This is a genomic window from Pseudomonas putida, assembly GCF_030159595.1.
GTDB lineage: Bacteria > Pseudomonadota > Gammaproteobacteria > Pseudomonadales > Pseudomonadaceae > Aquipseudomonas > Aquipseudomonas putida_AC.
Map to the genome: position 1 here is coordinate 237,249 of NZ_BSKJ01000006.1, position 12,687 is coordinate 249,935.

Genomic DNA, 12,687 nt, shown 5'->3' on the forward strand with positions numbered 1-12,687 from the left:
CTGTTACAAGAGATTACTCGACCAACGCGTCCGAGTCGCTCTTGGCTGCGGAATTACTCAAGTCCACCTGGAAACGACAACCGTGCGGCAAGGTGGATGTCAGGGTGACATGCCAGCCCTGGTCGTCACAGATCCTCTGCACCAGCGACAGCCCCAGGCCCAGGCCCTCGCCGCGCCGCTCATCGCCACGTACGAACGGTTTGAACATCGCCTCGCGCTGTTCTTCGGGGATGCCCACGCCGCTGTCTTCCACACTGAAGCCATTGGCCTCCAGGCTTAAGCGGATATAGCCACCGTCAGTATAGTGGGCGGCATTGCGCAGCAGATTGCCCATCACCGACTGCAGGAACGTGGCGTTGTACAACACGGGGCTGGCGCTGACGCGTCCGTCGAAATACAGGGTGAGGCCCTTCTGCTCGATAGTGTCGCGCCACACACCGATGAGTTCGTCGGCCACTTCCCGCAGGGTTGCCCTCGAGGCCACCGCGCCCTCATCACGTTGCGCTCGGGCCAGCATCAGGAAGGTCTGGACCAGCTCACGCATTTCTTCCGTAGCCCGCGCCACGCGCTCGACCTGGCTGCGCGAACGTGCGTCCAGCGTCGGGTTTTCCATCAGCAGTTCGCACGAGGTGGCCAGCACCATCAAGGGCGTGCGCAGTTCGTGGCTGACATCGCTGGTGAACAGCCGCTCGCGGGTCAGCGCGTCGCGCAGGCGGCCCAAGGTATCGTCGAAGGCTACCGCCAACTGGCCTACTTCGTCCGCCGCATAGTCCGGCGCCAGCGGTGGGGCCAGGCCCAATAACTGGTCGCGATGCCGCACCTGGCGCGCCAGGCGCACGACCGGTGCCATCACACGGCGTGCCACCAGCCAGCCAAGGATGACCGCCAGCACCAGGCTGAGCACGAAGCCCACCACCACCACGGCGAACAGCACGCGCTCACGCTCTTCGAAATCGCTCTGGTCCTGCAGCAGCACATATCGGCGGCCATCGACGATCTCGACCATGGCGTGGTACGACAGCTGATCGCGGAACACTTCGTGGAAGCCCCGGTCGAGGTGGCGCAGGTCCTTGGGCAGTTCGAAATCGTCTCGCCCACCGCTGAAGTAGAACAGTTGGTCGGGGCGTGGCCGGTGGCTCCAGTCGCTGACGCTGTCCATGCGCAGCAGGCGCTGCAGGTCGCCACCCAGTACCGAGGAAATCAGCCGCTCTTCAACCAGGTGCACGGTGGCGACGATGCCAAAGGCGAAGGCCCCGGCCACCAGCGCACTCATCAACGCAAAGGCGATGATGATGCGCTGGGCAAGGCTTTGCTTAAACTCCATCGCGGCCCTCGGCGAGGCGATAGCCGACGCCATGGACGGTATGCAGCAACGGTTTTTCAAACGGTTTGTCGATCACTTGGCGCAGCTGGTGCACATGGCTGCGCAGGCTGTCGCTGTCAGGGCAGTCGTCGCCCCACAAGGCTTCTTCCAGTACTTCGCGGCGCAGTACATGCGGGCTTTTCTGCATCAGCACGGCCAGCAGCTTGAGGCCGACCGGGTTGAGCTTGAGCAGGCGGCCCTGGCGGGTAACTTCCAAGGTGTCGAGGTCGTAACTGAGGTCGGCCACCTGCAAGGTGCGGCGCCCTCCGCCCTGGGCACGGCGCAGCACTGCTTCGATGCGCGCCGCCAGCTCCGACAGGGCGAACGGCTTGAGCAGGTAATCATCAGCCCCGGAGCGGAAGCCTTGCAAACGGTCATCCAACTGGTCGCGGGCGGTGAGCATGATCACCGGCGTGTCCCGGCGGGCGTCTTCGCGCAGGCGCTTGCACAAGGTATAGCCATCGATACCGGGCAGCATGATGTCGAGCACGATCAGGTCGTAGTGTTCGGTGGCAGCCAGGTGCAGGCCGGACAGGCCATCCTGGGCGCAGTCAACGGTGTAGCCTTTCATACCAAGGTAATCGGCCAGGTTGGCCAGGATATCGCGGTTGTCTTCAACCAAAAGAATGCGCATCGGTTTCTCCTGTGCGGCGCTTCTCGCTGTGGTGCGCGGCAGGCGCAGCTTAAGGCCTATGCTTGCACGGTGCCAGCCCCCGGGAAAATTCACCGCACTTGACGGTTTTTTCACTGATCCTTCACGGACACAGGATAGCGGGCGACCGACAATGCCCGATCTTTTTCGTGCCCTGGAGCCGCCATGCAGCAACGAACCCGCCCTCGCCCGATCAATTTCTGGCTGTACCTGGGCATACCCTTGGCGACCGCGCTGGCCTTGATCCTGCTGGAGCTGACGTCGATCGACATGGATGTGGCCAACCTGTTCTTCGACCCTGCCGCCGGGCAGTTCATTGGCCGTCACAGCTACTTGCTGGAAAACATCCTGCACGACCGGGTCAAGCAAGTGGTGATCTTGCTGGGGGTGCTTTCGCTGCTGACGTTTGCCGCCAGCTTCGTCTGGAAGCGCCTGTTCGGCTGGCGCCGCGAGCTGGGCTGCCTGGTGCTGGCACTGGGCCTGTCCACGGCGTTTGTCACGCCGTTGAAAAAGGTGACTCAGGTGCAGTGCCCATGGAGCCTGACCCAGTTTGGCGGCACGGAAACCTACAGCAAGTTGCTGGAACCACGGCCTGCTACCGACAAAGCCGGGCTGTGCTGGCCGGGTGGGCATGCAGCGACCGGCTTCTGCCTGTTTGGCCTGTTCTTCATGCTGCGTGATCGCAAGCCACGATTGGCGCGGGTGGCACTGGCGGTGGCATTTGTCGCCGGGTCGGTGCTGTCGGTGGGCAGGATGATGCAGGGGGCGCACTTCCTATCGCACAACGTGTGGACGGCAGTGTTCTGCTGGTTGATCGGGTTGGGGTCGTATTACCTGGTTCTGTATCGGCGGGGTGTGGTGGAAGCGCCAGCTGTCGAACGTAGCGTCGCCTGACCGAGGGGCCGCTTTGCGGCCCCAATGGCCCTCACAGGGAAAACGAAAAAGCCCCGGTTCTCACGAACCGGGGCTTTTTGATGGTGCGGAGGGTAAGGCTGGCTTACATCATGCCGCCCATGCCACCCATGCCGCCCATGTCTGGCATGCCGCCGCCAGCTGGGGCTTCGCTCGGAGCGTCAGCAATCATGGCTTCGGTGGTGATCATCAGACCGCCAATCGAAGCAGCAGCTTGCAGGGCCGAACGGGTGACCTTGGCTGGGTCCAGGATACCCATCTCGATCATGTCGCCGTATTCGCCGGTAGCAGCGTTGTAACCGAAGTTACCCGAACCTTGCTTGACCTTGTCAGCGACAACGCTTGGCTCGTCGCCGGCGTTGGCAGTGATCTGGCGCAGCGGGGCCTCAACAGCGCGACGCAGCAGGGCGATACCGACGTTCTGGTCTTCGTTGTCGCCTTTCAGGTCGACAATGGCAGCCAGGGCGCGAACCAGGGCAACACCACCGCCAGGCACCACACCTTCTTCGACGGCTGCACGGGTAGCGTGCAGGGCGTCTTCAACGCGGGCTTTCTTCTCTTTCATTTCAACTTCGGTGCCAGCACCGACCTTGATCACGGCAACACCGCCAGCCAGCTTGGCCAGACGCTCTTGCAGCTTCTCACGGTCGTAGTCCGAAGACGTTTCTTCGATCTGGGCGCGGATCTGTTTGACGCGAGCCTGGATGTCGTCTTCGGCGCCAGCGCCGTCGATGATGATGGTGTTTTCCTTGGACAGGGTCACACGCTTGGCGTTACCCAGGTGCTCCAGGGTAGCGGTTTCCAGGGACAGGCCGATTTCTTCGGAGATGACCTGGCCGCCAGTCAGGACGGCGATGTCCTGCAGCATGGCTTTGCGGCGGTCGCCGAAGCCTGGTGCCTTGACCGCAGCAACCTTGACGATGCCGCGCATGTTGTTGACTACCAGGGTAGCCAGCGCTTCGCCTTCAACGTCTTCGGCAACGATCAGCAGTGGACGGCCGGCCTTGGCAACGGCTTCCAGAACTGGCAGCAGCTCACGGATGTTGGAGATCTTCTTGTCGACCAGCAGCAGCAGCGGGCCTTCCAGCTCGGCAACCATGGTGTCCGGCTTGTTGACGAAGTACGGCGACAGGTAGCCACGGTCGAACTGCATGCCTTCTACGACGGACAGTTCGTTTTCCAGGCCGGAGCCTTCTTCAACGGTGATCACGCCTTCTTTACCGACTTTTTCCATGGCTTCGGCAATGATGTTGCCGATGGAGTCGTCGGAGTTGGCAGAGATGGTGCCTACCTGGGCGATGGCCTTGGAGTCGGCGCATGGCTTGGACAGGTTCTTCAGCTCGGCAACAACGGCAGCAGTGGCCTTGTCGATACCGCGCTTCAGGTCCATCGGGTTCATGCCGGCAGCGACGGCTTTCAGGCCTTCGTTGACGATGGCCTGAGCCAGAACGGTAGCGGTGGTGGTGCCGTCACCGGCAGCATCGTTGGCCTTGGAAGCAACTTCCTTGACCAGCTGGGCGCCCATGTTTTCGAAGGCGTCTTTCAGTTCGATTTCTTTGGCGACGGAAACGCCGTCCTTGGTGATGGTTGGCGCGCCGAAGCTCTTGGCCAATACCACGTTACGGCCTTTCGGGCCCAGGGTCGCTTTTACCGCGTCAGCCAGAACGTTGACACCAACCAGCATTTTCTTACGAGCGGAATCGCCGAATTTTACGTCTTTAGCAGCCATGATCGTTTAATCCTTGGAATTCTTTGGAGTAACGGGAAGTCGGGGAAATCAGCCTTCGATAACGGCGAGGATTTCGTTCTCGGCCATGACCAGCAGGTCTTCGCCATCGACTTTCACGGTGTTGCTGCCCGAGTAAGGGCCGAAGACCACTTTGTCACCCACTTTCACGGCCAGCGCGCGAACTTCGCCGTTGTCCAGGATGCGACCGGTGCCGACGGCAACAACTTCACCGCGGTTTGGTTTTTCAGCGGCCGAACCCGGCAGGACGATACCGCCAGCGGTTTTCGATTCTTCTTCGCTGCGGCGGATAACGACGCGGTCATGCAGAGGACGAAGCTTCATTGTCGATCTCTCCCAAATTGTGGTTTTCATCGGCCGGTATCGACACCGGCGGGTAGATGCGGTCCGGCGTAGCCGGGGGTGGCCCGCAATGGGCGAACCACCTGTGTCATGTCTGGCGTTTCCACCAGAAACCTTGCGGTGACCACATACATGAGGCCGCCATATTCAATTACAAGGCTTGTTTCAGAAAATTTTTCATTAGCCCACAAACCGGGGGCCGCAAAGCGGCCCCCGGTTCTTACTTGTCGCGGCGCTCGTACTCGCCTTCGATCACATTCGGACGGTGACCGCTTTCACGCGGCTGCGCCTGGAACGGGTCGTCCTGGAACGCACGCTGGCGCATCGCCTGGGCTTCGGCACGCTCGCGCATTTTGCGCGCGGCCAAGTGGCGGGTGAACGGCAACAGGCACAGCAGGCCCAGCACGTCGCTGATGAAGCCTGGCAGCAGCAGCAGGCCGCCACCGACGGCCAGCATCATGCCCTGGAACATGTCCTCGGCGGGCAGCTCGCCACGCTGCAGGCTTTCACGGGCGCGCAGTGCGGTGGCCAGGCCGGCCACGCGCATCACCAACACACCCAGGGCGGAGCCGGCGATGATCAGCAGCAGCGCCGGGAAGAACCCGATGGCCGCGCTGACCTTCACGAAGACGAACAGCTCCAGCACGGGAAACAGCAGAAGCAACAGTAGAAAAGCACGCATCAAAGCAATCCTCGTTGGAAGACAACCTTCCTGTCAGACCAACAGATGGATGCGTGTGCTCGGTTTTTCAACCCTCGACGTCTGTCGCAACCGGCCACTGGTCGGCGCGCGCCAGCAAAACAAGGGCTTCGCGGACTTGTGTCGGCGTGTTGCAAATACTGGGGAAAGGCAACCAGTGCACCGCCTGGCCAATGCGCAGGTGCATGCCTTCGCTGTCTACACCCACCATTTGCGCCGGCGAATGGCGCGGCAAATCGGTCAGTTCCACATAGTGGGCGATGGCATTGGCGTGGTCACTGTTCATGTGCTCGACCATGCTCGCCTCGGCCTTGCCAGCGAACGGGTTGGCCAAGGTCACCTGGTCGAGCCAGTGGATCGCGCCAAAGCCGCCAATGTAGCGATGCCGCACGGGCTGCAAGACCCAGAAGTCGAAATCGTGTGCCTTGTGATAGTTGGCAGCGTCCGGGAAGTAGCGGTAGTAGCGTTCGGCAGCCGCCTCGACAGCCGCTTCGTCGACCAGCTTGTGCGCTTCGGCCATCACGGTCAGGCGCCCCACGGCTTGCACATCTTCAGCTTCGCGCTCCCCCACCAGCAGCGAGCACTTGGGGTCTTTCTGCAGGTTGTGGGTGTGCTGGGCGATGCGGCTGATGAGGATCAGCGGGTTGCCGTGGGCGTCCAGGCAGTAGGGCACGACCGAGCCGAAGGGGTAGCCGGGCATCGACTTGGAATGGGTCGAGAGCACGCCGCGGTATTCCTTGAGCAGCAGTTCCCGGGCGGGGCGAATGGCGTTGGTACTCACTTGGGGATGGCTCCTGGCAGCGGACTGGATGGGGACAAGATAAGCATTATCAGTTCCAGTGCCAATGGGGCTGCTGCGCAGCCCCGTCGATTTACCAGGTCACGCCGAAGCCAGCGGTATAGCGGGTCTTGTCCAGATCGCTCTCACGCGTGCCAGAGATGATGTCCTTCTCCGCCTTGAGGTTCAGCGAAGCCCACTCGGTGACCTTGTAGCGCAAGCCAACTTCCGCATCCAGCGAGTAATTGGCCACGCCACCCAGTGGCTTGGCGAACTCGCCGTTGGTGAACAGTTGCACGTTCTTGCCGATCAGGTAGCGGGTGTAGTCCCACTTCACCGCTGCGGAATAGAAGTTGTCTTTGGCGCCGTCCTGGTACTCGAAGTCGGTACGGTTGACCAGGGAGCCCAGCGAGAACGCCCCCAACTCGTCGTCCCAGAACTGGTAACCCGGGCCGGTACCCACGGTGCGCTGGCGAGCCAGGTCTTCGATGCGGTCCCGCTTGTATTCCGCTCGGCCCTGCCAGAACCACTTCTCGGTCATGAAGCGGTCCAGCGCGTACTCGGCGCTCCAGTTATCGGTGGTGGTGACATCGTCCTTGGTTTCGCGGTTGTACTCACCTTCGGCGTTGTGCCGCCAGCGGCCATGGCGGGCGGTGGTCTTGAAGCCAACGTCGTAATCGTCGGTGTCGTTCTCGGCGCGCTTGTAGTCCAGAGCCACATCGACGTTGCCTTTCCACACGAAGTCCTCGACCAGCGGCTTGGGCTTCATGATCTGCTCGATGCTGGCCAGTTCCACGGTCTTGGGCGCTTCGCCATTGGCCAAGGTCACCTTGCCAGGCTCGGCGGCCTTCAGCGACTTGGCCTTCTCACCGTTGTAGGCGTCCTGCTTGACCAGCATTTCCTGGTCGCTCTCCAGGGTCTGGACCTCTTTCCAGTCCAGGGCGATGGACCCGCCGTAAGGGGTTTCCAGCAGCAGCTTGCCGCCGTCGAACACTTTGATCTTGCCGCTGAGCCGGTCACCGTTCTTCATCCACACGGTGTCGGCGAACACCGGGGCGGCGCACAGGGAAGCAGCTAGCAGGCACAACAAGGATCTAGAATACATAAGCGGACTACGGGTTCGATTTGACGAAAAAAGCCGGGCATTATCCAGATACCGACGACCAGAGCAAGGACAGACCGAGCGTATGCCGTTGAGTTCAACTCTCATTTGCCGGACCACCGGTCCGTTTTCATCTGCAGCCCAAGGGGGGCGTGATGTCTGATGGATATGAGCACGCCCTCGAATCCGCCGAGGGCCGACGAACGGCGCTATATTCAGTACTGGGGCAGGTCCCATCCGGCAAGGTGGTGAGTTATGGCCAACTGGCCGAACTGGCGGGCCTCGGCCGCGCGGCGCGCTGGGTCGGGCGCACACTCGGACAGTTGCCTGCGGACACCCGTTTGCCCTGGCACCGGGTGCTCGGCGCAGGTGGCCGGCTGAGCCTGGCATTGGGTACCCCGTCGGGGGATGAACAAAGGGCGCGATTGCGCGCGGAAGGTGTCAATGTAACCAACAATCGTGTGGATATGACGCGCCATGGCTGGCGCCCAATGGAGCACAGCGGTTAGAGTGCGCGCTTTGTTTTCGCAAACTTGAGGCAGATGTTGGCCCATGCCCCGTAAAACCTGGCGCGCTGCGCTTGCTGCCTATGCCAGCCCGTCAACCTTGGTACTTTTGCTACTCGGTTTCGCCGCCGGCCTGCCCTACATGCTGGTGTTCTCGACACTGTCGGTGTGGTTGCGCGAAGCGGGCGTAGCCCGTGAAACCATTGGTTACGCCAGCCTGATCGGCCTGGCCTACGCCTTCAAATGGGTGTGGTCGCCGCTGCTCGACCAATGGCGCCTGCCGCTGCTTGGTGGCCTGGGGCGCCGACGCTCCTGGCTGCTGCTGTCGCAAGCGCTGGTGGTCATCGGCCTGGTCGGCATGAGCCTGTGCGATCCGCAACAACATCTGTCATGGCTGATCGCCATGGCCGTGCTGGTGGCCTTCGCCTCGGCAACCCAGGACATTGCCGTCGACGCCTACCGTCTGGAAATCGCTGACGACCAGCGCCAGGCCGCGCTCGCAGCCAGCTACATGGCTGGCTACCGGGTAGCAGCCCTGCTCGCCACCGCGGGTGCCCTGTTCTTCGCCGAGTGGTTCGGTTCAACCGGCTTCAGCTACCTGCACAAGGCCTGGGCCGGCACTTATGTGATGTTCGGGGTGATGATGGTGCCCGCCCTGTTCACCACCTTGGTCATGCGCGAACCGCCAGTGCCCATGCGTACCCAGCTTTCGGCAGCACGCTACGGGCTGGTGCATCAGATGGCCTCGGTGTTCGTGCTGATCATTCTGCTGGTGTCGGTACCTGCCAGCTTCACGCAGATGTTCAACACCGGCTGGTCCACTGTCATCTCGGGTGACGCCACACCGCTTGACCTGCTGCTGGAAGACCGTGCCTTCCTGCGTCTGATCCTTTATGTGCTGCTGACCTGGGCGTGCCTGTCGAGCCTCGGCCGTCGCGGCCTGGCCCCCGTGCTGACCCCGGTCAACGACTTCATCGCCCGCTACCGCTGGCAGGCACTGCTGCTGCTCGGCCTGATCGCTACCTATCGCATGTCGGACACCGTGATGGGCGTCATGGCCAACGTGTTCTACATCGACATGGGCTTCACCAAAGACCAGATCGCCAGCGTCAGCAAGATCTTCGGCCTGATCATGACCTTGGTCGGCGCCGGGGTCGGTGGGCTGCTGATCGTGCGCTTCGGCATCATGCCGATCCTGTTCATCGGCGGCGTAGCGTCAGCCGGCACCAACATCCTGTTCCTGATGCTGGCCGATATGGGCCCGAACCTGGAAATGCTGGTGGTGACCATCTCGCTGGACAACTTCAGCTCCGGCATGGCCACCTCGGCCTTCGTTGCCTACCTGTCGAGCCTGACCAACCTGAAGTTTTCGGCAACCCAATATGCGCTGCTCAGCTCGATCATGCTGTTATTGCCAAGGTTGATCGGTGGGTATTCGGGCGTCATGGTGGAGAAGTTCGGTTACCACGACTTCTTCCTGATTACCGCATTGCTGGGTGTGCCTACGCTGATCCTGATCGCCCTGCAGTGGCGCCAGGAAGCTGGGCGGGGTACGCCGGTGGCAGAGGAAGGATCAGCGGCCGAGCGCCCCTGAGAGACGTCTACAGCCTGTAATGGCCTCTTCGCGGGCTTGCCCGCTCCCACAAGGTGCTGCACAGGTTTTGGAGACCGTGCGATACCTGTAGGAGCGGGCAAGCCCGCGAAGAGGCCGGTACAGGTAATAGCGATTACTGAGTAACAGCCCCTTCCCCAGAGCGCCCGCCTACCACAAACCACAGCGGCCACAGCGCCAATGCCCCCGCCACCCCTGCCGCCAAGGCGAAGTGCAGCAAGCTGGCCCCGGCCCCGATCATGGCCAGCACTGCCCCGCCCAGCCCCAGCAAGGCAATGGTGATCATCCCCAACATGGCCGAGACCAGGCCCTTGCTCTGTTCGCTGGAGAACAACGTCATGCGGTACAGCACCGCGTTGGCCACACCCAGCCCCAGCGCGTACAGCGACATGCCCGCCACCACGCTGGTCACACTCGGCCAGTACCAGGTCGCCAGCACCATCAGGCACAGGCCAGCCAGATAAGGCCACAGCGCGCCTCGCACCAAGGCCGGCAGCGGGTAGCGGTCGGCGATGCGGTTGATGATCAGGTTGCCAAGGATCAGCCCGCCGAATACTGGCAGCTGCCACAAGGCATATTCCAGGGTGCTGAGCCCTTCATCGTGAATCAGCAGTACCGGCGACAGGCCGATCCAGCCAATCAGCGGCAAACCGACCAGGCCCAGGGCAGCGCTACCAGCAACGAAGCGGCGGTTGGCCAGCAACTGACCATAACCGGCCAGCAGCGGCAGCAGGTGGATCGGCGTGAACGCCAGGCGCGAGCCGTCACGGCGCTCCACACCGAGGGTTTCCGGCATCAGGCGGTACAACAGCACCCAGGCCAGCACCGCGCCGATGGCAAAGGCCACGAACAGCCAGCGCCAATCCAGCCACTGCAGCAGCAATGTACCCACCAGCGGCCCCAGCAAGGGTGACAGCAAGGCGATGTTGGCCAGCAAAGCCATCATGCGCACGGCATCAGCCTCGCTGAACGCTTCATTCAGGGCCGGGTAGCTGACCGTGACCACGAAGCCCAGGCCAATACCCTGTAGCAGGCGCAGCACGTTGAACAAGCCAATGTCGTGGACCCAGAAGGTGGCCAGGCAGGCCAGGCCGAAGAACGTGCAGCCAATCAGCAGCAGCGGGCGCCGGCCATATCGGTCGGCCAGCGGGCCAATCAGCCATTGCAGCACCACGCCCCCCAACAGGTACAGGTTGAGGGCATGGGGGATGTATTCAGGGCTGGCGTTCAGGTCGCCTACCACCACTGGCATGGCCGGCATGACCGCGTCGCTGGCCAGGTAGGTCAACAGCTCGAACAGGGCCAGGGTGAGGCCGAACAGCAAGGCGCGCAGGGGGGTGATGTAGAGCAGTGGTTTCATGATGGCGTATCGGGTGTGGCGGCTGGGGTCAGGCTATATGCCAGAAATGGCGGGATATTGCTGTGAACAAGTGTAAAAACCGGGGCCTTGCGCCCCGGTTTCAATGCGGTTTACTGCGTTGCAGTCTCCTGCACCACACGAATCACCCGCTGCGGGAACGGAATGTCGATACCTTCGGCCTTCAACCGGTCGCGTGCATGCTCGTTGAGCATGAACATGATGTCCCAGTAGTCGGCAGTCTTGACCCACAGGCGCAACGACACAGTGATCGAGCTGTCACCCAGGGTCGAAATCACCGCTTGCGGTGCCGGGTCGGGCAGCACGCGTGGATCTTGCGCCAGCTTCAGCAGCACGTTGCGGGCCTTTTGCAGGTCAGCCTCATAGTCCACGCCCACATCGAACACCACCTTGCGCGTCGGCTGGCGGTTGGTGTTGGTAATGATGCCGTTGGACAGGCTGCCGTTGGGCATGATCACCGTCTTGTTGTCACCGGTGCGCAGCACCGTATGGAAGATCTGGATGCTGTCGACGGTACCGGATACGCCTTGCGCCTCGATCCAGTCACCGATGCGGAACGGGCGGAACATCAGAATCAGCACACCACCGGCGAAGTTCGCCAGGCTGCCCTGCAACGCCAAGCCGATGGCCAGGCCCGCGGCACCGATGGCGGCAACGAACGAGGTGGTCTCGATGCCGATCATCGACGCCACGCTGACGAACAGCAGCACCTTCAGCACAATGTTCGACAAGGTGCTGATAAACCCTTGCAGGGCCGCGTCGGCGCGCAACCCGGCCAGCTTGCCAAGGCGGGCACTGACCCGGTTGATCAGCCACCAGCCAATGGCCAGTGTCAGCAGCGCCAACAGCAAACGGCTGCCGTACTGCATGATCAACGGGATCCACGTCTGGGACTGGCGAACGAGCTGATCGACTTCAGCGTTCAAATCCATATTCATCTCCTGATGCCTGAAGGCATGTACACGGTAAAACCGGCCGCAATCCGCAACGCGGCCATGGAACCGATGGACATCATTTGGCCATCGGGGTTCCGGGCATTGCCTGCATCAGTCGCGGAAGTTGTTGAACTGCAGCGGCATGTCGAATTCCTTGGTGCGCAGCAGGGCAATGGCTTCCTGCAGGTCGTCACGCTTCTTGCCGGTGACGCGCACCTGCTCGCCCTGGATGGCGGCCTGCACTTTCAGCTTGCCATCCTTGATGGTGGCGACGATCTTCTTGGCCAGGTCCTTGTCGATGCCTTCGCGGAACTTGGCTTCCTGTTTCTTTTCCTTGCCCGAAGGATACGGGTCTTTGGTTTCCAGGCACTTCACGTCGATCTTGCGCTTGACCAGCGCCAGGCGCAGGATTTCCAGCATCGCTTCGAGCTGGAACTCTTCTTCGGCAGTGAGCATCACGGTCTGATCTTTGTCCTTGAACTCGAAGGTGCCCTTGCCCTTGAGGTCATAGCGGCGGTCCAGTTCCTTGATGGCGTTGTCGACCGCGTTCTGCACTTCGTGCTTGTCCAGTTCCGATACCACGTCGAACGAAGGCATGGTTGTTCTCCCAAAATAAAAGCGCGCTCGGCTGAAGATGGAGCGCGCTGGGTTTGACGGTTA

Annotated in this window: 13 protein-coding genes; 3 read left to right on the forward strand and 10 right to left on the reverse strand. The window is 61.8% G+C overall.

Features of this window, described 5'->3' with window-relative positions:
- Positions 1-13: 13 nt before the first annotated feature.
- Complete coding sequence (locus QQL85_RS15710; protein ID WP_284354422.1) at positions 14-1,324, reverse strand: sensor histidine kinase; 1,311 nt, start codon at positions 1,322-1,324, stop codon at positions 14-16.
- Positions 1,314-1,997 carry a two-component system response regulator ColR gene (colR, locus tag QQL85_RS15715; RefSeq protein ID WP_003255215.1) on the reverse strand — a complete coding sequence of 228 codons (684 nt, stop codon included), beginning with the start codon at positions 1,995-1,997 and terminating at the stop codon, positions 1,314-1,316. The genes QQL85_RS15710 and colR overlap by 11 nt, the downstream gene beginning before the upstream one ends.
- A 183-nt stretch (positions 1,998-2,180) precedes the next feature.
- Between colR and QQL85_RS15720 the strand changes: the two genes are divergently transcribed.
- A complete protein-coding gene (locus QQL85_RS15720; RefSeq protein ID WP_284354423.1) occupies positions 2,181-2,909 on the forward strand; it encodes a phosphatase PAP2 family protein in 729 nt (242 codons plus the stop codon).
- A gap of 103 nt (positions 2,910-3,012) precedes the next feature.
- Here the strand turns inward: QQL85_RS15720 and groL are convergent, their stop codons facing one another.
- The 5 genes from groL to QQL85_RS15745 form a co-directional block, all read right to left on the reverse strand.
- Entirely contained in the window at positions 3,013-4,656 is a 1,644-nt protein-coding gene (gene groL / locus QQL85_RS15725; RefSeq protein WP_284354424.1) for a chaperonin GroEL, read from the reverse strand.
- Between the two features lie 48 nt (positions 4,657-4,704).
- Positions 4,705-4,998: a co-chaperone GroES gene (locus tag QQL85_RS15730; protein WP_003260750.1), complete on the reverse strand. Its 294-nt coding sequence runs from the start codon at positions 4,996-4,998 to the stop codon at positions 4,705-4,707.
- Between the two features lie 238 nt (positions 4,999-5,236).
- Positions 5,237-5,698 (reverse strand): FxsA family protein, encoded by a 462-nt coding sequence (locus QQL85_RS15735; RefSeq protein ID WP_284354425.1) that lies wholly within the window; start codon positions 5,696-5,698, stop codon positions 5,237-5,239.
- A 67-nt stretch (positions 5,699-5,765) separates the two neighbouring features.
- Positions 5,766-6,497: a HugZ family protein gene (locus QQL85_RS15740; protein WP_284354426.1), complete on the reverse strand. Its 732-nt coding sequence runs from the start codon at positions 6,495-6,497 to the stop codon at positions 5,766-5,768.
- Between the two features lie 91 nt (positions 6,498-6,588).
- Positions 6,589-7,599, reverse strand: a complete 1,011-nt coding sequence (locus tag QQL85_RS15745; RefSeq protein ID WP_284354427.1) for a DUF481 domain-containing protein — start codon at positions 7,597-7,599, stop codon at positions 6,589-6,591.
- Positions 7,600-7,751: 152 nt separating this feature from the next.
- Between QQL85_RS15745 and QQL85_RS15750 the strand changes: the two genes are divergently transcribed.
- Positions 7,752-8,105, forward strand: a complete 354-nt coding sequence (locus QQL85_RS15750) for an MGMT family protein (protein WP_284354428.1) — start codon at positions 7,752-7,754, stop codon at positions 8,103-8,105.
- 43 nt (positions 8,106-8,148) lie between these two features.
- Positions 8,149-9,696 carry an AmpG family muropeptide MFS transporter gene (locus tag QQL85_RS15755; protein ID WP_284354429.1) on the forward strand — a complete coding sequence of 516 codons (1,548 nt, stop codon included), beginning with the start codon at positions 8,149-8,151 and terminating at the stop codon, positions 9,694-9,696.
- Positions 9,697-9,829: 133 nt separating this feature from the next.
- Here QQL85_RS15755 and QQL85_RS15760 read toward each other — a convergent pair whose 3' ends face one another.
- The 3 genes from QQL85_RS15760 to QQL85_RS15770 form a co-directional block, all read right to left on the reverse strand.
- Entirely contained in the window at positions 9,830-11,074 is a 1,245-nt protein-coding gene (locus QQL85_RS15760; RefSeq protein WP_284354430.1) for an MFS transporter, read from the reverse strand.
- Between the two features lie 110 nt (positions 11,075-11,184).
- A complete protein-coding gene (locus QQL85_RS15765; RefSeq protein ID WP_284354431.1) occupies positions 11,185-12,024 on the reverse strand; it encodes a mechanosensitive ion channel family protein in 840 nt (279 codons plus the stop codon).
- Positions 12,025-12,138: 114 nt separating this feature from the next.
- Positions 12,139-12,624 carry a YajQ family cyclic di-GMP-binding protein gene (locus tag QQL85_RS15770; RefSeq protein ID WP_016488946.1) on the reverse strand — a complete coding sequence of 162 codons (486 nt, stop codon included), beginning with the start codon at positions 12,622-12,624 and terminating at the stop codon, positions 12,139-12,141.
- Positions 12,625-12,687 lie beyond the last annotated feature (63 nt).

What these genes read in the sequence shown, in the direction of transcription:
- QQL85_RS15710 (WP_284354422.1), bottom strand. Translation starts at nt 1,324, where the DNA reads ATGGAGTTTAAGCAAAGCCTTGCCCAGCGCATCATCATCGCCTTTGCG.
- colR (WP_003255215.1), bottom strand. Translation starts at nt 1,997, where the DNA reads ATGCGCATTCTTTTGGTTGAAGACAACCGCGATATCCTGGCCAACCTG.
- QQL85_RS15720 (WP_284354423.1), top strand. Translation starts at nt 2,181, where the DNA reads ATGCAGCAACGAACCCGCCCTCGCCCGATCAATTTCTGGCTGTACCTG.
- groL (WP_284354424.1), bottom strand. Translation starts at nt 4,656, where the DNA reads ATGGCTGCTAAAGACGTAAAATTCGGCGATTCCGCTCGTAAGAAAATG.
- QQL85_RS15730 (WP_003260750.1), bottom strand. Translation starts at nt 4,998, where the DNA reads ATGAAGCTTCGTCCTCTGCATGACCGCGTCGTTATCCGCCGCAGCGAA.
- QQL85_RS15735 (WP_284354425.1), bottom strand. Translation starts at nt 5,698, where the DNA reads ATGCGTGCTTTTCTACTGTTGCTTCTGCTGTTTCCCGTGCTGGAGCTG.
- QQL85_RS15745 (WP_284354427.1), bottom strand. Translation starts at nt 7,599, where the DNA reads ATGTATTCTAGATCCTTGTTGTGCCTGCTAGCTGCTTCCCTGTGCGCC.
- QQL85_RS15750 (WP_284354428.1), top strand. Translation starts at nt 7,752, where the DNA reads ATGTCTGATGGATATGAGCACGCCCTCGAATCCGCCGAGGGCCGACGA.
- QQL85_RS15755 (WP_284354429.1), top strand. Translation starts at nt 8,149, where the DNA reads ATGCCCCGTAAAACCTGGCGCGCTGCGCTTGCTGCCTATGCCAGCCCG.
- QQL85_RS15760 (WP_284354430.1), bottom strand. Translation starts at nt 11,074, where the DNA reads ATGAAACCACTGCTCTACATCACCCCCCTGCGCGCCTTGCTGTTCGGC.
- QQL85_RS15765 (WP_284354431.1), bottom strand. Translation starts at nt 12,024, where the DNA reads ATGGATTTGAACGCTGAAGTCGATCAGCTCGTTCGCCAGTCCCAGACG.
- QQL85_RS15770 (WP_016488946.1), bottom strand. Translation starts at nt 12,624, where the DNA reads ATGCCTTCGTTCGACGTGGTATCGGAACTGGACAAGCACGAAGTGCAG.